The sequence below is a fragment of the Streptomyces sp. NPDC047014 genome (assembly GCF_040644195.1).
In the GTDB taxonomy this organism is placed as follows: Bacteria; Actinomycetota; Actinomycetes; order Streptomycetales; family Streptomycetaceae; genus Streptomyces.
The window spans coordinates 43689-60953 of record NZ_JBEYVX010000006.1; the positions used below are offsets into that span (position 1 = coordinate 43689).

A 17265-nucleotide genomic window follows, 5' to 3' on the forward strand; every position below is an offset into this window, starting at 1 on the left:
GTCTCATGGCCATGGATCGTGACCAGGTGCTGCGCGATGCCGCGGCCCTGCTTTCCCGCAAGTCGACCGCCACGATGGACGAGGTCGCCCGCGCCGCCGGTGTCGGGCGGGCCACCCTGCACCGGCACTTCGCCGGGCGCGACGCCCTCGTACGGGCCCTCGAAGACCTCGGCATCCGCGAGTTCGGGGCCGCCTTCGACCGGGCCCGCCTCGACGAGGGCTCCGCGGTCGACGCGCTGCGGCGGCTGGTCGGCGAGGCCGAACCCAACGCCCAGCTGCTGGCCTTCCTCGTCACCGAGAACCAGCTCTTCGAGGGCGACGAGGTCAACGAGGGCTGGGCCCGCCTCGACGCCCGCGTCACCGCGCTCTTCCGGCGCGGCCAGGAGGAGGGCGACATCCGGATCGACCTGAGCCCCGCCTGGCTCACCGAGGCGTTCTACGGCCTCATCGGCAGCTGCGCCTGGGCCGTCATGGACGGCCGGGTCGCCGCCAAGGACTTCCAGTACATGATCACCGAGCTGCTGCTCGGTGGCGCCCGACGGAGTGTGGAGAAATGACCCGTACCGAACTGCTGAACCGTCAGACGGGGGTGGAGGGGAAGAGCCGCGGACGCTGGCTCGCCCTGTCCGTGCTCGTCCTGGCCGTACTGCTGGTCGCGGTCGACGCCACGGTCCTCGGCCTCGCCACGCCCTCCCTCAGCGAGGACCTCAAGCCCTCCGGCACCCAGCTGCTGTGGATCGGCGACATCTACTCCTTCGTCATCGCCGGACTCCTGGTCTCCATGGGCTCCCTCGGCGACCGCATAGGCCGCAAGAAGCTCCTCCTGGCCGGTGCCACCGCCTTCGGCGCGGTCTCGGTCCTGAACGCCTACGCCACCAGCCCCGAGATGATGATCGTCGCCCGCGCCCTGCTCGGCGTGGCCGGCGCCACCCTGATGCCGTCCACCCTCGCGCTGATCCGCAACATCTTCCACGACCCCAAGGAGCGCAGCCTCGCCATCGGCATCTGGGGCGCCACCGCCTCCGCCGGCGCGGCCGTCGGCCCGGTCGTCGGCGGAGCCCTGCTCCAGCACTTCTGGTGGGGCTCGGTCTTCCTGATCAACCTGCCCGTCATGATCGCCCTCGTCCTCGTCGGCATCAAGCTGCTGCCCGAGTCCAAGAACCCCGTCGCGGGCCCCTGGGACCTGGTCAGCGTCGCCCTCTCCCTCGTCGGCGTCATCAGCGTGGTCTACGCCGTCAAGGAAGCCGCCACGCACGGCCTGACCTGGGAGGTGGCCGGCGCCGCCGTCCTCGGCGCCGCCGCGCTGTACGCCTTCGTCCGCCGCCAGTTCACCCTGTCCTCCCCCCTCCTCGACATGCGGCTCTTCCGGCACCGCGGCTTCTCCGGCGCGGTCCTCGCCGACCTCCTCACCGTCTTCGGCCTCTCCGGACTGGTCTTCTTCCTCTCCCAGTTCCTCCAGCTCGTGCAGGGCCGCGACCCGCTGGAGGCCGGCCTGGCCGAACTGCCCGCCGCCATCGGCGCGGTGGTCACCGGACTCGTCGCGGGCCGCTACGCCCGCAGGTACTCGGTACGGTCCGTCGTGGCCGGCGGCCTCGGCGCCATCGGCCTGGCCCTCGCCGTCCTCACGGTGATCCACAAGGAGAGCGGCTACCCGCTGCTCGGCGCCGCCCTGCTCGTCGTCGGCCTCGGCGCCGGCTTCTCCTTCACCGTCACCGCCGACGTCATCCTCTCCAGCGTGCCCAAGGAGCAGGCCGGTTCGGCCTCCGCCGTCTCCGAGACGGCGTACGAGCTCGGCGCCGCCCTCGGCATCGCCCTGCTCGGCTCCATCGTCACCGGCGTCTACCAGTCCTTCACCGCACCCGCCTCCGTCACCGGCCCGGTGGCCGACGCCGCGCACGACTCCCTCGGCGGAGCCGTCGAGGCGGCCAAGTCCCTGGACCCGGCCACCGCCTCCGAGATGGTGGGCGCCGCCCAGGACGCCTTCGTGGACGGCCTGCGCATGGCCTCCGGCGTGGGCGCGGCCGTCCTCCTGGCCACCGCCGTGGCCGCCTGGTTCCTGCTGCGCGGCCAGCGGCTCCAAGACGGCGTCGAGCACTGACCCACACCGCCAACGGGTGGTGTCCCGACACGAGTTGACAGCCCGTGACAGCCGGGACACCATCCGAGGCGATGGAGATCAACGACCTGACCCCGGCCGAACGCCGCGTATGGGAGGCATTCCCCCGCGGCGAAGGTGTCGACTTCCGGGAGCGCCCGGACGACAGCTCCGCCGACGGCGCCGGCTGGGGCCCCGGGCGCACCGTACGCGCCGAGGTGCTGCGGGCCCTCCTGCTCGGCGCGGCCCCCGCCGCCGAGAGCCGCGTCGCCGGACTCAAGATCAAGGGCGCGCGGATCACCGGCAAGCTCGACCTGCGCTACGCGGTGATCGACCACCCCATCCGGCTGCGCGACTGCTGGTTCGAGCGCAAACCCCTCATCTACGGGGCCCAGCTCAAGGCCCTCGTCCTCGGCTACTCCACCCTCCCCGGTCTCACCGCCGCCACCCTGCGCGTCGATGTCGTCCTGCGGCTCTCCTGCTGCCGGATCACCGGCCCCGTCCGGCTCCAGGGCGCCAAGATCGCGGGCGGTCTCTTCCTCCAGGGCGCGGTCATCGGCCCCGCCCCGGGCGAGGAGTCCGCCGAGCCGCCGCTCCAGCTCAACCATGTGGAGGTCGGCACCGACATCATCGCCAACGACCTGACCGTCCACGGCCAGCTCCGCCTGAACGGCGCCGTCGTCGGCGGTCAGGTCCTCCTCGACAACGCCCGCCTGCTCGCCCCCGGCGGCATCGCCCTGCACGCCGAGACCCTGGCCGTCGGCACGGACCTGCGCGCCCACGGCCTGGAGGCCCGCGGCACCGTCAACCTCTCCGGCGCCCGGATACCCCGCCAGCTCTACCTGGCCAGCGCCGTCTTCGCCCACCCCGAGGGCACCGCCCTGCGCGCCTCCAGCTGCGCCATCGGCGAGATGTGGCTGCGCGGCTGCGACCGGATCCAGGGCACGCTCAACCTGCGCCGCTCCCACATCGACATCCTGCACGTACCGTCGGAGACCTGGCCCGACCGGATCCGCATCGACGGGCTCACCTACCGCACCCTGGCCCCGCACCTGCCCGCCGAGGAGCGGCTGCCCGCGCTGGAGCGGGAGGAGTCCGGCTACCTCCCGTACGCCTACGAACAGCTCGCCGCGGCCTACCGCACCGCCGGGGACGAGGCGGCCGCCCGTACGGTCATGCTCGCCAAGCTGCGCCGGCACCGCCGCACCCTGCCCCGGCACGCCCGCGCCTGGGGGCTGCTCCAGGACGCCACCGTCGGCTACGGCTTCCGGCCGCTGCGGGCCACCGGCTGGCTGGCCGCGCTCCTGCTCACCGGGACGATCGCCTACGCGCTCACCCCGCCGCGCCCGCTCAAGGCGGGGGAGGCCCCCGATTTCAACGCCGTCTTCTACACGATCGACCTGATGCTGCCGATCATCGGCTTCGGGCAGGAGTCCGCCTATGCGCCGGCCGGCTGGTACCAGTGGCTGTCGTACCTGCTGATCGTGACCGGCTGGGTCCTCGCCACCACCACGGCGGCGGGCGTCAGCCGGTCCCTGCGACGCCAGTAGGGAAGGGGGCTACGCGGCCTTCGCCTTGGTCGCGTACATGTCCACGTACTCCTGGCCCGACAGCCGCATGACCTCGGCCATCACCGAGTCGGTGACGGCCCGCAGGACGTAGCGGTCGCGGTCCATGCCCTCGTAGCGGGAGAACTCCATCGGCTCGCCGAAGCGGACGGTGACCCGGCCCGGACGCGGCATGCCCGCGCCGCCGGGCTGCAGCTTGTCCGTACCGATCATCGCGAACGGCACCACCGGGGCGCCGGTCATCAGGGTGAGGCGGGCGATGCCGGTGCGGCCCCGGTAGAGGCGGCCGTCGGGGGAGCGGGTGCCCTCCGGGTAGATGCCGAAGATCTTGCCCTCTTCGAGGATCCGGCGGCCGGTCATCAGCGCGGCGACACCGCCGTTGGCGCCGTCCCGGTCCACCGGGATCATCCCCGCGCCGGTGAAGAACCAGGCCATGGCGCGGCCCTTGAGGCCCTTGCCCGTCACGTACTCGTCCTTGCCGATGAAGTGGACCGTACGGTCGCACACCAGCGGCAGGATCATGGAGTCGATGAAGGTGAGGTGGTTGCCCGCCAGGATCACCGGCCCGGAGCCGGGGATGTTCTCGATGCCCTCCACGCGGGTGCGGAACATCATGCGCATGACCGGTCCGACAGTGGCTTTGATGAGCTTCGTACGGAACAACGTGGGCCCTCCGGCATCGAAAAGCGGCGCGCGCCCCGACCGCACGGCAGGGGCGCAGGTGAGGACGATACTCGCGGGTCCGCTCCGCGCGCACATCGGGTTCACGTGTCGGATACGCATTGTTGACGCGCGTTTTCGCCACGTTCCCCGCCCGTGCCTCCCGCGCACCCCCCGCGGACACCCGCGTTTGCCTACCATCGGCGGGCCGATCACGACCTTCACGGCCCGTAGGGCCTCCACGACGAGGAGTGGCACTCATGACGCAGGGTGGGGCAGCAGCGCGGCGCACGGTCCTGGGGGCGGCCGTACTGGCGGCCGGGACCGGCATCACCGGGCTCACGGCCGGTCCGGCCGCGGCCGCGGCCGACGGCGGCGGGCACGACGAGGGCGGCTACCGGGACCTGCCGTACCCCACCGTCATCGGCCACCGGGGCGCCAGCGGCTACCGGCCCGAGCACACCCTCGGCTCCTACCAGCTCGCCCTGGACCTCGGCGCGGACATCGTCGAACAGGACCTGGTCCCCACCAAGGACGGCCACCTCGTGTGCCGCCACGAGAACGAGATCGGCGGCACCACCGACGTCGCCGACCACCCCGCCTTCGCCGCCCGGCGCACCACCAAGACCGTGGACGGGGTCGCGGTCACCGGCTGGTTCACCGAGGACTTCACCCTCGCCGAGCTGCGCAGGCTGCGCGCGAAGGAACGCATTCCGGCCATCCGCCAGCGCAACACCCTCTACGACGGCCAGTGGGCCGTGCCCACCTTCGAGGACGTGCTCCGCTGGGCCGACCGCGAGGGCCGCCGCCGCGGCCGCCGCGTCTGGCTGCACGTCGAGACCAAGCACCCCAGCTACTTCCGCGCCCTCGGCCTCGGCCTGGAGGAGCCCCTGGCCCGGCTGCTGCGCCGGTACGGCCGCGACGGCCGGAACGCCGCCATGTTCCTCCAGTCCTTCGAGCCCTCCAGCATCCAGCGGCTCTCCCGGCTGGTCTCCGCGCCCCGCGTCGTCCTCCTCTCCGGGGCCGCCACCCGCCCCTGGGACTTCGAGCAGGCGGGCGACCCGCGCACGGTCGCGGACCTGGTGACCCCGGCGGGCCTCAGGTGGATCTCCGGCTTCGCCCAGGGCATCGGCCCGACCATGGACCTGATCCTGCCGCGCGAGGCCGACGGCCGGCTCGGCAGGCCGACCACCCTGGTCCGCGACGCCCACGCCCGCGGACTGCTGCTGCACCCCTACACCGCGCGCAACGAGAACAGCTTCCTGCCCGCCGAATACCGCAGGGGTACGGATCCGGCCGCGTACGGGGACGCCCTCACCGCCTTCCGCACCTACTTCGAGCAGGGCATCGACGGCATCTTCACCGACAACCCGGACACCGGACTGCACGCCGCCGAGGCGTTCCACCCCGGCCGGCGCCCCGTCAACCGCTGACCGCGGCTTCCCGAACGAGTGGGCGGGGCCCGGCGGGGAAACCGCCGGGCCCCGCCCAATCGTCCCGCCCGGCATGGACCTGTTGAAGGACCCCGACCTCGTCGGCGAACTGGGCCCGCTGCTCTCCGCGGAGGCCGCGGCGGAGGCCCCGGGCGCCGGGATGGACGCCGCCGACCTGGAACAAGCCGTCTGGGTCAGGCTGCTGGAGAGCAGCCGGCGAGCCCCCGATCCCGAGGACCCGGCCGAACCGGCCCGCTGGCTGCGCCGGGCGGTCCGCGCGGAGGCTCGCCTCGCCCGGCGGCGCGCCCGCCGGGAGATCCCGTACGGCCACCCCCGGCATCCCGAGGAGGGCGGCGGGCGGACCGGCGGCGGCGCCGGGCAGGAACCGGAACCGGCCCTTCTGGACGGGGAGGAGAACCGGGCCCTCCGGTCGGCCGTCGCCCGGCTGCCCGGGCGCTGCCCCGAACTGCTCAGGGCACTTCTTTCGCCCAGGGACCTCACCTACCGTGAAATCGCAGGAGAGTTGGGTATCTCACAAGGAAGTTTAGGGCCCGTACGTTCCCGTTGCCTGGGATGTCTGCGCAGAATGCTCGCGGCAGAGGTTGCGGCTCCCGGCCTTCGGGGAAGGGAGCCGTAGACCAGCGGGCTAGCGGGTGAGCGGAGGCATGCGCACATGGGCATGAGCGTGACCATTTCGGCGGCGACTGCCGAGGACGCCGAACAGATCTTCAAGCTGCAGTACCTGGCCTTCCAGCGCGAGGCCGAGCTGTACGGCAACTACCTCATCCAGCCGCTCACCCAGTCCCTCGACTCCCTCAAGGGCGAGCTGGCCACGGACACCGTGCTCGTCGCCCGGCTCGGCGACGAGGTGGTCGGCACCGTGCGCGGCAGCGTCGACGAGGACGGCACCGCGAAGATCGCCAAGCTCTGCGTCCACCCCCGCCTCCAGGGGCACGGCCTCGGCGCCCGCCTGCTGCGCGCGGTGGAGGCGGCCCTCGCGAGCCCCGGCACCGCCACCCGCTTCCGCCTGCACACCGGACACAAGAGCGAGTCCAACATCCGCCTCTACCGCCGGGCCGGCTACGTCCTGGTCGGCGGCCGCACCGCCTCGGACGGCGTGCAGCTGGTGATCCTGGAGAAGGACGCCAAGAGCCCGACGGACTTCGCGGTCAGCGCCTAGCGCTCACAGGGATTCAGTACTAGCGCTTCCTGCGGAGCCAGAGCATCCCGGTGACCGGAAGGATCACCGGGATGAACAGGTAGCCCATGCCGAACTGGGACCACACGGTGGTGTCCGGGAAGGAATCCGGCCGCAGCACGGTCCACGTGCCCACGGCCAGGACGCCCGCCAGCTCGGCGGCGCAGCAGAACAGCGCCGCCCTGCGCGCGGTCTCGCCGCCGCGCACCAGCGAGTACGTGATGAAGGCGTACGCCAGCGCCGCCACGGCGGAGAGCGAGTAGGCCAGCGGCGCCCGGTGGAACTCGGTGGAGATCTGGTAGGCCGAGCGCGAGACCGCGCCCACCACCATCACCCCGTACAGCCACACCAGCAGCAGCCCCGGCCCGGAGACCAGCCGCTTGCGCCCGGCGGGGGCGGGGGTGGCGGTCGTCGTGTCTGCGTCAGGCACCGGTGGTTCCCCAGATGTCGTAGAGCCGTACTTCGAGGACGGCGAGGACGACCGCGCCCGCGGCCACCGTCACCGAGCCCCACTTGGTCCGCTCGGTCAGTGAGAGCAGCCCGGCGGCCGGTACCGCGGCGAAGGCGCCGAGCAGGTAGGCCACGAAGATCACCGTGCCCTCGTCCGGCTTCTCGCCCCGGGCCAGCTGGACCAGGCCGATCACCAGCTGGGCCAGGACCAGCACGGTCACGACGGCCATGCCGATGAAGTGCCAGTCCTTGGTGGGCTGGTCCCGCCAGGCGGCATGGGCGCACCAGGCGGCGAGGGCGAGTGCGGCCACGCCGATGGCGACCGTCAGGGCGTCGAGCATGCAGCGAGGGTATTACGGGCGCGGGAGCCCGATGTGCGCGCCCCTTGCGCGGAGCCGTCCGCCCGCTCCGTCCGCCCGCCCCGGACGCCCGCTCCGGCCGCCCCTGCGCCCGCCCGGCCCGCGGACCGTGGCCTTGACCACAACCACCCCGTCGGCGCGGCTCCCCGGGCCACCCCTCCCGCCTCCCGCCAGAGCCGCGTAGAGCCAGGTCAGGGCAGGGATCCGGGGGGTGGGACGGGCTGTCGGCCCTGACCGGCACTGTCCGGTATGCGGCCGATTCACGTCCGCTATGCGGACAATTTTGATCGGTGAGGGGATACGTCTGCTTTACTGGGGCCCATGACCACGACGAGCAGCCGCACCCTTGCGACCGAGGCGACGATGACGCCCGGTGCTCGTTGTATGTGTCGAATGTGCGCCTTCTGAGGGCCCCTTCCTGAGCCTCGCGCCCCGAAGCGAGACCAGCCGCGCGAGTACGTCACCAGCTGATGAAGAGCTCGGCCCCCTGCTTCCCCGCGCATGCGCCGGACCCGCCGATTTCTTGCGGTTCGTCCCGTATCGCGTCCCCAGATGTTTGCCCCGTGCCGGCACCCCGCTGCGCCGCGCACTCGACAGCGACGGAATTCCTGTGATCACCACATCGGGCCTCACGAAGGTCTACCAGTCCCGTGGCCGCGAGGTCACCGCCCTGGACGGCGTCGACCTCCACGTCCGCCCCGGCGAGGTCTACGGCGTCATCGGCCAGAGCGGCGCGGGCAAGTCCTCCCTCATCCGCTGCGTGAACCTGCTGGAGCGCCCCACCACCGGCAGCGTGCACGTCGACGGCGTCGACCTCACCGCGCTCGCCGGCAAGGGCCGCCGCGCCGGCAAGGAGCTGCGCGAGGCCCGCAGCCGGATCGGCATGGTCTTCCAGCACTTCAACCTGCTGTCCTCGCGCACCGTCCAGGCCAACATCGAGCTGCCCCTGGAGATCCTGGGCGTCTCCGGCCGCGAGCGCTCCCGCAAGGCCCTCGAACTCCTCGACCTGGTCGGCCTCGCCGACAAGGCCAAGGCGTACCCGGCCCAGCTCTCCGGCGGCCAGAAGCAGCGCGTCGGCATCGCCCGCGCCCTGGCCGGCGACCCCAAGGTGCTGCTCTCCGACGAGGCCACGAGCGCCCTGGACCCCGAGACCACCCGCTCCATCCTGGGACTGCTGCGCGACCTCAACCAGCAGCTCGGCCTGACCGTCCTGCTCATCACGCACGAGATGGACGTGGTCAAGACCGTCTGCGACTCGGCCGCCCTGATGAAGAAGGGCCGCATCGTCGAGTCCGGCACCGTCGCCGAACTGCTCGCCACCCCCGGCTCCGAGCTGGCCGGCGAACTCTTCCCGGTCACCGGCACCGCCTCCGGGCCCGACCGCACGGTCGTCGACGTCACCTTCCACGGTGAGGCCGCCGCGCAGCCGGTCATCTCGCAGCTGTCGCGCACGTACAACATCGACATCTCGATCCTCGGCGCCGCGATGGACACCGTCGCCGGCCGGCTGATCGGCCGGATGCGCATCGAACTGCCCGGCCGCTACGAGGACAACGTCGTGCCCGTGGGCTTCCTGCGCGAGCAGGGCCTCCAGGTCGACGTCGTCGACGAGATCGACAACGAACTGGCCGAACTGGTCAAGGATGGTGCCAAGTGACCTGGTCCGAGATGCAGCCCCTGCTCAGCCAGGGCACCTACGACACCCTCTACATGGTGCTGTGGTCCACCCTGGTGACCGTGCTCGGCGGCCTGCCCATCGGCATCCTGCTCGTCCTCACCGACAAGGGCGGACTGCTGCAGAACCAGCCACTGAACAAGGTGCTCGGCGTGATCGTGAACATAGGCCGCTCGCTGCCGTTCATCATCCTGCTGATCTTCCTGATCCCGGTCACCACCGCCGTCGTCGGCACCTTCATCGGCCCCACCGCCATGATCGTCCCGCTCGCCATCGGCGCCGTCCCCTTCTTCGCCCGGCTCGTCGAGACCGCCGTCCGCGAGGTGGACCACGGTCTCATCGAGGCCGTCGAGTCCATGGGCGGCGGCGTCCCGACCCTGGTCGGCAAGGTGCTCCTCCCGCAGGCCCTGCCCTCGCTGGTCGCCGGTGTCACCACCACCGTCATCACCCTCGTCGGCTACTCCGCCATGGCGGGCGCCGTCGGCGGCGAAGGACTCGGCTCCAAGGCCATCACCTACGGCTTCCAGCGCTTCGAGACCGGCTTCATGGTCGCCACCGTCGTGGTCCTCGTCGTCCTCGTCACGGTGATCCAGCTGATCGGCGACGGCGTCGTACGCCTGCTGGCCCGCCGCGGCCGCACGGCCTGAGCCCCGCTCCGGGCCCCGGCCCCCACCGATTTCCCCCTCAGAGCCCGCACTTGTCGTGCTTGGGCCACCACCAGCAAGTCACTCCGTACTTGTTCCGCAAGAAAGGCACTCTTCGTGCGTAAGAACATCAAGCTCACCGCCCTCGCCGCCACCGCCACCGCGCTGACCCTGGGCCTCACCGCCTGCGGCAGCTCCTCCGACCCGTCCTCCGCGAAGGCGGACGGCGGCAAGGCCGACGAGAGCAAGCCCCTGGTCATCGCGGCCTCCCCGAGCCCCCACGCCGACATCCTGAACTTCGTCAAGGACAAGCTCGCGGCGAAGGAGGGCCTCAAGCTGGAGGTCAAGGAGTTCACGGACTACGTCCTGCCCAACACCGCCACCGAGCAGGGCCAGGTCGACGGCAACTACTTCCAGCACAAGCCGTACCTCGACGACTTCAACAAGAAGAACGGCACCCACGTCGTGCCCGTCGCCAACGTGCACCTGGAGCCGCTGGGCCTGTACTCCAAGAAGGCCAAGGCCCTCACCGACATCAAGCCCGGCCAGACCGTCGCCGTCCCCAACGACACCACCAACGAGGGCCGCGCGCTCCAGCTGCTCGCCGCGAACAACCTGATCACCCTCAAGGAGGGCGTCGGCACGGCCGCCAAGCTGTCCGACATCACCGACAAGAAGGGCCTGGAGTTCAAGGAGCTGGAGGCCGCCACCGTCCCGCGCGCCCTCAACGACGTGGACGCCGCCGTCATCAACGGCAACTACGCCCTGGAGGCCAACCTGGCCCCCGCCAAGGACGCGATCGCCCTGGAGAAGGCCGAGGGCAACCCCTACGCCAACTTCCTCGCGGTCAAGGACGGCAACCAGAGCGACCCGCGGATCCAGAAGCTCGCCAAGCTCCTGAACTCCGACGAGGTCAAGAAGTTCATCGAGGAGAAGTACCAGGGCTCGGTCGTCCCGGCCTTCGGCACCCCCGCTTCCTGACCCCGCTTCCTGACCCCGCCTCCTGGCCCCTCGCCCCACCCGCCGCCCGGCCCCACCGGGCCCGGCGGTCATGCCCCTCGGCCCCGTACGCCCCTGACGGCGCGCGGGGCCGAGCGCTGCCCGCCCCCGGGCAACCCGGCCCTGCACATCCCCCGGCCGATGCTGCATGCTGTGGCCTACGACCCGCATGAACGGTCCGGCACGCACGGTCCGGCACCACGGTCGCCTCGCACCACGGTCGCACCACGTTCTCAGGCATGGAGCTGCGCATGACTACCACCTTCCCGGACGTCACCATCAGCACGGACCGGCTGGTGCTGCGCCCCTTCGAGGAAGAGGACGTCATCGCGCTCACCGAGATGATGAACGACGAGCACGTCACCGCCTGGTCCTCCGCGCCCCACCCCTACACCCGCGCCGACGCCCGCCGCTGGGCCACCCGGCGCTCCCACACCGAACGCACCACGGGCCGCGGCATCGCCCTCGCCGTCACCGAGTTCCTCACCCAGCGCCTCGTCGGCACCGTCCACCTCAAGAACACCAACTGGCGCACCCGTTCCACCGAAGCCGCCTACGCCACCGCCCCCTGGGCCCGCGGCGAGGGCTACGCCAGCGAATCCGTCCTCGCCGTCGCCCAGTGGCTCTTCCGCGAACAGGGCTTCGAGCGCCTGGAACTGCGCACCGCCGCCGACAACACCGCCGCGCAGCAAGTGGCCCAGAAGATCGGCTGCATCAGCGAAGGCGTCCTGCGCAACGCCTGGATCGTCCGGACGCAGAACCCCGACGGCGACTGGGCCGACAGCCGCACCGACCTCATCGTCTGGAGCCTGCTGCCCGAGGACCTGGACGAGGGCGAGGACTTCGACACGTACGAGAGCTACGCCACCCACGGCAGCCACGCCCCCGGCACCCCCTACGGACAGCACTCCGGCGCGTACGGCCACCCCGTCGGCGCCGACCGGAAGTGAACCGGCGACCGGGTAGTCTCACCGTGCCCGCCCCACCCGCCCGCCCCACCCCAGGAGACTGACGACGATGGCCGACCGGGTCACGGTGATCGGCTGGGACGGCTCGCCCCTCACCGGCGCCGCCAGGTCCGCGCTCTCCGCCGCCACCCTCGTGGCCGGCGCCGCCCACCACCTCGCCCTCCCCGAGGTCCCGCCCACCGCCGAACGCATCCGCCTCGGCAGCCTCGGCCTCGCCGCCCGCCGCATCGCCGGACACCGCGGCACCGCCGTGGTGTTCGCCGACGGCGACCCCGGCTTCTTCGGCGTCGTACGCACCCTGCGCGCCCCGGAACACGGCCTGGAGGTCGAGGTCGTCCCCGCCGTCTCCTCGGTGGCCGCCGCCTTCGCCCGCGCCGGCATGCCCTGGGACGACGCCCGCGTCGTCGTCGCCCACCCCCGCACCCTGCGCCGCGCCGTCAACGTCTGCCGCGCCCACCCCAAGGTCGCCGTCCTCACCTCGCCCGGCGCCGGACCCGCCGAACTCGCCCTGCTGCTCGACGGGGTCCACCGCACCTTCGTCGTCTGCGAGGAACTGGGCACCGAGCGCGAGCAGGTGAGCGTCCTCACCTCCGACAAGGCCGCCGACCACAGCTGGCGCGACCCCAACGTCGTCATCGTCATCGGCGGCGGCGGAGCCCTCGCCGCCGAGCCCGGCTGGCTCCTCGGCCAGAGCCCCGCCCTCAGCGCCGAACGCGGCTGGGCCCACCCGCGCCCCGACACGGGCGAGGGGGAGTCGGCCCTGCTGCACGCGGCCCAGCTCGCCCGGCTCGGCCCGCGCGCCGGCGACCTCCTCTGGGACATCGGCACCGGCTCCGGCGCCGTGGCCGTGGACGCCGCCGCCCTCGGCGCCGCCGTCATCGCCGTCGACGCCGACCCCGAGGCCCGCGAACGGGTGACCGCCGCCGCCCGCACCCGCGGAGTCCAGATCCAGGTCGTCGCCGGACAGGCCCCGCACGTCCTGGAACGGCTGCCCGAACCGGACGTCGTCCGCGTCGGCGGCGGCGGCGCCGAGGTGGTCGCGGCCGTCGCCGACCGCCGCCCCGAACGCATCGTCAGCCACGCCTCCACCCGCGACGAGGCGGAGGCCATCGGCCGGGTACTGACCGAACACGGTTACGCCGTCGAGTGCGCCCTGCTCCAGTCCGTCGGCCTGGACACCCGCAGCTGGGCGGAACAGGACCGTTCCGTGGTGTTCCTCCTGGCAGGTCAGCGCCCTGTGAACCGCTGACCCGGGGGCGGGGGTAGGCTGGCCGATCGTCGTACTGTCCGGACGATTCGGGGCATCGCGACACCGCTCGGACGCGCGACGTGGCGCAGTCCACAGCGGACCGTGGTGGTTATGGCCGCCACGATCGCTAACGGGCGCGACAATGCTTACTGGTTGCCGTGCAGGCAGGTGGGACGAGGCCGTCGCACCGCATGCGCACGGCGAACCGCCCGGCGGGCCTCGTGGGCCTCCGGGCGATCGAAGAGGCAACACCGATGGGCGAGGGGTACGCATGACTGACACCGGCCAGGTCCCGGGCGAGGGTCACCCGGACAACACGGGCATGGTGGATCAGCAGGGCGCCCCCGCCCCGGTCCCGATGCCGGCACCGGTCCCGATGTCCACCGGCTACGCCTTCCAGGACCTCGTGGACGACCCGGCCGGCGCCGAGGACGAGGAACTGCTGCTCATGCCGAGCGCCCAGGGCTCGTGGAGCGACCCGCAGGTGGTCCCGCAGCCCGCCTTCCCCGCCCCGCCCCAGCCGCACGAGCCGCAGATGTACGCCGACCCCTCCTTCGGCACCGAGCCCGGATACCCGGCCGCCCCGCCGGCCTACCCCGGCGCCACCGGCTACCAGGAGTTTCCGCAGCCCTCCTTCGCCGACTCCTACAGCACCGGCGCGCACGAGGCGGGCGGCCGCGACTCCGGCGCCCTCGACCTCGGCGGGCTCGTCGTCCCGCCGCCGGCCGCCCCCGCCGCCCCGGTGGCGCCCCCGGCCGCCCCCCGGCGCCCGCTGCACATGGGCCCGCCCGTGCCCGAGGCCACCGGGGGAGTCGTCCGCTCCCTCGCGGACCGCGGCCCCGCCGCCGCGCCCGCCCCGGCCCCCGTGGCGGTCGCCCCGCTGCACCAGGCCGGACCGGCCACGCTCGGCCCGGAATACCTCGACGTCCCGCGTGCGGAGACCCCCGAGGCCCACCTCGGCGAGATCCCCCCGCAGGCCGGCACCCCGTGGACCCCGACCCCGCCCGCCGCAGAAACGGTGATGCACCCGGAGCCGCCGACGGGCCCGGCCCAGCCCGCGCAGCCCGACCAGCCTGCCGCGCCCGCGCAGCCGGCCGCCCCGGCGGATGCGGCTCCGGTGGATGCGGTGCCGGGTGTCACTGCCCCGGCTGACGCCGCTCCGGCCGACGCGGCCCCCGCTGACGCGGCCGCGGCCGACGCTGTGCCGACCGATGCGGTACCGGCTGACGCCGCCCCGGCCGCCGCCGCCCCCGCTGACGCGGCCCCGGCCGAGGCCGCAGCTACTGATGCCCCGGCCGACGCGGCTCCGGCGGAAGCCACACCCCTCGACGCCTCTCCGGCGGAAGCCACCCCCGCCGACGCCGCTCCGGCGGACGCCGCCCTGGCCGATGCGGTCCCGGCTGACGCGGTACCGGCGGACGCCGCACTGTCGGGCGCCGCTCCGGCTGACGCCGCCCCCGCCGACGCAGTACCGGCGGACGCCGCCCAGGCTGACGCGGCACTGTCGGGCGCTGCCCCGGTGGATGCGGTCCCGGCGAACGCCGCTCCGGCTGACCCGGCACTGGCGGGCGCCGCCCCCGCCGACGCAGTACCGGCGGACGCCGTCCCGGCCGACGCGGCACCGGCCAACGCCGCCCCGGCGGATGCGGTCCCGGCCGACGCCACCCCCGCCGACGGGGCACAGGCCGAGGTGGCCGGAGCCCCGCAGCCGGTGATCCCGGCCCCGCTCGCCGCCGAGCCGGTCACCGCCGGGCAGGCTCCCGCCGAGCCCGCTGCCGCAGGGCAGGCCCCGGCTGAGACCGCCGCCGACGGGGTGGCCGCCGCCGCCCCCGCCGCCGGGCTGGCCCCCGCCGAGCCCGTGGCCCCCGTACAGCCCACCGCCGAGCAGGCCCCCGTGGAGCCCGCCGAGGCCGCCCCGGAGCTCTTCGAGCCCGTCACCGCGCCCCCCGCCGCGCCGGAGCCGGCCGACGCCGGGCCCGAGCCGGTCGTGGCCGCGCCGGCAGAGGCCCCGCAGCCCGAGCCGGTGCTCGCGGCCGAGCCCGTCGCGGGGGAACCCGTACAGCCCGAGCCCGCCGCAGGCGACCCCGCTCCGGCCTACGACGACGCCGAGCGCGAGGCCGTCCTGCGCGTGATGCGCGAGCGCCGCGACATCCGCAAGGGCTTCCGCACCGACCCCATCCCGCACGAGGTCCTGCTCCGCGTCCTGGAGGCGGCCCACACCGCCCCCAGCGTCGGCCACTCGCAGCCCTGGGACTTCGTCGTGATCCGCTCCGCCGAGACCCGCCGGACGATGCACGAGCTCGCCCAGCGCCAGCGCGAGGCGTACGCGAAGTCGCTGCCCAAGGGCCGGGCGAAGCAGTTCAAGGAACTCAAGATCGAGGCCATCCTCGACACCCCGGTGAACATCGTCGTCACCGCCGACCCCACCCGCGGCGGCCGCCACACCCTCGGCCGGCACACCCAGCCGCAGATGGCCCCGTACTCCTCGGCCCTCGCCGTCGAGAACCTCTGGCTCGCCGCCCGCGCCGAGGGCCTCGGCGTCGGCTGGGTCAGCTTCTTCGACGAGCGCGAGATGGTCCGCGCGCTGGGCCTCCCCGAGCACCTGGAGGTCGTCGCGTACCTGTGCGTCGGGTACGTCGACGAGTTCCCCGAGGAGCCCGAGCTGGCCCAGGCGGGCTGGTCGCAGCGCCGCCCGCTCTCCTGGGTGGTCCACGAGGAGACCTACGGCCGCCGCGCGCTGCCCGGCGAGGAGCCGCACGACCTGCTCTCGGAGACCGTCGCCAGCATCCGCCCGCTCGACGCGAAGGCGCTCGGCGAGGCGTGGGAGCGGCAGAAGCGCATGACCAAGCCCGCCGGGGCCCTCGGCATGCTGGAGATCATCTCGGCGCAGCTGGCCGGGCTCTCCCGGGTCTGCCCGCCGCCGATCCCGGAGCCCGCCGCCGTGGCGATCTTCGCGGGCGACCATGGCGTGCACGCCCAGGGCGTCACCCCCTGGCCGCAGGAGGTCACCACGCAGATGGTGGCCAACTTCCTGGGCGGCGGAGCCGTCTGCAACGCCTTCGCCAACCAGGTCGGCGCCGAGGTCTGCGTGATCGACGTCGGCATCGCGGGCGAGCTCCCGGCCACCCCGGGCCTGCTGCCCCGCAAGGTCCGCCCCGGCACCGCCGACCTCTCCACCGGCGCGGCCATGACCCGCGAGGAGGCCGTCGCCGCCATCGAGGTCGGTATCGAGACGGCCCGCGACCTGGTCGCGGCGGGCAACAAGGCGCTGCTCACGGGCGAGATGGGCATCGCGAACACCACGGTCTCCGCCGCCCTGATCGCGGTCTTCACGGGCGTCGACCCCGCCGAGGTCACCGGCCGCGGCACCGGCATCAACGACGAGACGCACGCCCGCAAGGTGGACGTGGTCCGCCGCGCCCTGGAGCTGCACCAGCCGGACCCGGCGGACCCGATCGGCGTCCTCGCCGCGATCGGCGGCCTGGAGCACGCGGCGATCGTCGGCCTGCTGCTGGGCGCCGCCTCCCTGCGTACGCCGGTCATCCTGGACGGCGTCAGCGCCGGCGCGGCCGCCCTGGTCGCCCGCGCGATCGCCCCCGAGTCCCTGTCGGCGTGCATCGCGGGCCACCGCAGCGCGGAGCCGGGCCATGTGGCGGCCCTGAACAAGCTGGGCCTGCGCCCCCTGGTCGACCTGGACCTCCGCCTCGGCGAGGGCACGGGCGCCCTGCTGGCCCTCCCCCTGGTCCAGAGCGCGGCCCGCGCGATGCACGAGGTGGCCACTTTCGACTCGGCGGGCGTAACGGAAAAGTAGCCCCACCACACCCGGCCCCGCCCTGCACCCGAGCGCGGGGCGGGGTGGGCCGAAGCCGCACCATCCAGCCCCGCCCGGAGCGCGGGGCGGGGCGGAGCCGCACGATCCGGCCGTGCCCGGAGCGCGCGTCCGGGCGGAGCCGCCATCCAGCCCCGC

At 73.5% G+C, this 17265-nt stretch carries 15 protein-coding genes; 12 read left to right on the forward strand and 3 right to left on the reverse strand.

The genetic code is table 11. The annotated features are described in order from the left end of the window. Positions 1-5 precede the first annotated feature (5 nt). From ABZ873_RS05810 to ABZ873_RS05820, 3 genes are all read left to right on the forward strand, one after another. On the forward strand, positions 6-557 hold the full coding sequence (locus ABZ873_RS05810; protein ID WP_360865737.1) for a TetR/AcrR family transcriptional regulator: 552 nt from the start codon (positions 6-8) through the stop codon (positions 555-557). After that, positions 554-2098 carry an MFS transporter gene (locus ABZ873_RS05815; RefSeq protein ID WP_360865740.1) on the forward strand — a complete coding sequence of 515 codons (1545 nt, stop codon included), beginning with the start codon at positions 554-556 and terminating at the stop codon, positions 2096-2098. The genes ABZ873_RS05810 and ABZ873_RS05815 overlap by 4 nt, the downstream gene beginning before the upstream one ends. Before the next feature lie 71 nt (positions 2099-2169). Next, positions 2170-3645: a membrane-associated oxidoreductase gene (locus tag ABZ873_RS05820; RefSeq protein ID WP_360865743.1), complete on the forward strand. Its 1476-nt coding sequence runs from the start codon at positions 2170-2172 to the stop codon at positions 3643-3645. Between the two features lie 9 nt (positions 3646-3654). On the opposite strand, the gene ABZ873_RS05825 is transcribed toward ABZ873_RS05820, so the two are convergent. Next, the gene (locus tag ABZ873_RS05825) at positions 3655-4422 is read right to left on the reverse strand and encodes a lysophospholipid acyltransferase family protein (RefSeq protein ID WP_360866167.1); all 768 of its coding nucleotides are present in this window, start codon (positions 4420-4422) and stop codon (positions 3655-3657) included. A 161-nt stretch (positions 4423-4583) separates the two neighbouring features. Here ABZ873_RS05825 and ABZ873_RS05830 point away from each other — a divergent pair, with 161 nt between their 5' ends. From ABZ873_RS05830 to ABZ873_RS05840, 3 genes are all read left to right on the forward strand, one after another. Next, positions 4584-5756: a glycerophosphodiester phosphodiesterase gene (locus ABZ873_RS05830; protein ID WP_360865746.1), complete on the forward strand. Its 1173-nt coding sequence runs from the start codon at positions 4584-4586 to the stop codon at positions 5754-5756. Between the two features lie 73 nt (positions 5757-5829). Beyond that, a complete protein-coding gene (locus tag ABZ873_RS05835; RefSeq protein ID WP_360865749.1) occupies positions 5830-6393 on the forward strand; it encodes a sigma-70 family RNA polymerase sigma factor in 564 nt (187 codons plus the stop codon). 36 nt (positions 6394-6429) lie between these two features. Continuing rightward, entirely contained in the window at positions 6430-6936 is a 507-nt protein-coding gene (locus ABZ873_RS05840) for a GNAT family N-acetyltransferase (RefSeq protein WP_360865752.1), read from the forward strand. Between the two features lie 19 nt (positions 6937-6955). Here the strand turns inward: ABZ873_RS05840 and ABZ873_RS05845 are convergent, their stop codons facing one another. After that, positions 6956-7384, reverse strand: coding sequence for a hypothetical protein (locus ABZ873_RS05845; protein ID WP_360865755.1), 429 nt, complete (start codon positions 7382-7384; stop codon positions 6956-6958). After that, on the reverse strand, positions 7377-7745 hold the full coding sequence (locus tag ABZ873_RS05850) for a hypothetical protein (protein WP_360865758.1): 369 nt from the start codon (positions 7743-7745) through the stop codon (positions 7377-7379). Before ABZ873_RS05850 ends, ABZ873_RS05845 begins: the two co-directional genes overlap by 8 nt. Before the next feature lie 628 nt (positions 7746-8373). Between ABZ873_RS05850 and ABZ873_RS05855 the strand changes: the two genes are divergently transcribed. From ABZ873_RS05855 to cobT, 6 genes are all read left to right on the forward strand, one after another. Continuing rightward, entirely contained in the window at positions 8374-9420 is a 1047-nt protein-coding gene (locus ABZ873_RS05855; RefSeq protein ID WP_360865761.1) for an ATP-binding cassette domain-containing protein, read from the forward strand. Then, a complete protein-coding gene (locus ABZ873_RS05860; RefSeq protein ID WP_360865764.1) occupies positions 9417-10085 on the forward strand; it encodes a methionine ABC transporter permease in 669 nt (222 codons plus the stop codon). Before ABZ873_RS05855 ends, ABZ873_RS05860 begins: the two co-directional genes overlap by 4 nt. A gap of 114 nt (positions 10086-10199) precedes the next feature. Continuing rightward, positions 10200-11063 (forward strand): MetQ/NlpA family ABC transporter substrate-binding protein, encoded by an 864-nt coding sequence (locus ABZ873_RS05865; protein WP_360865767.1) that lies wholly within the window; start codon positions 10200-10202, stop codon positions 11061-11063. Positions 11064-11332: 269 nt separating this feature from the next. Next, complete coding sequence (locus ABZ873_RS05870; RefSeq protein ID WP_360865770.1) at positions 11333-12031, forward strand: GNAT family N-acetyltransferase; 699 nt, start codon at positions 11333-11335, stop codon at positions 12029-12031. Between the two features lie 67 nt (positions 12032-12098). Then, the gene (gene cbiE / locus ABZ873_RS05875) at positions 12099-13298 is read left to right on the forward strand and encodes a precorrin-6y C5,15-methyltransferase (decarboxylating) subunit CbiE (protein ID WP_360865773.1); all 1200 of its coding nucleotides are present in this window, start codon (positions 12099-12101) and stop codon (positions 13296-13298) included. A 271-nt stretch (positions 13299-13569) separates the two neighbouring features. Continuing rightward, entirely contained in the window at positions 13570-17109 is a 3540-nt protein-coding gene (cobT, locus tag ABZ873_RS05880; protein WP_360865776.1) for a nicotinate-nucleotide--dimethylbenzimidazole phosphoribosyltransferase, read from the forward strand. The last annotated feature ends 156 nt before the right edge of the window (positions 17110-17265 follow it).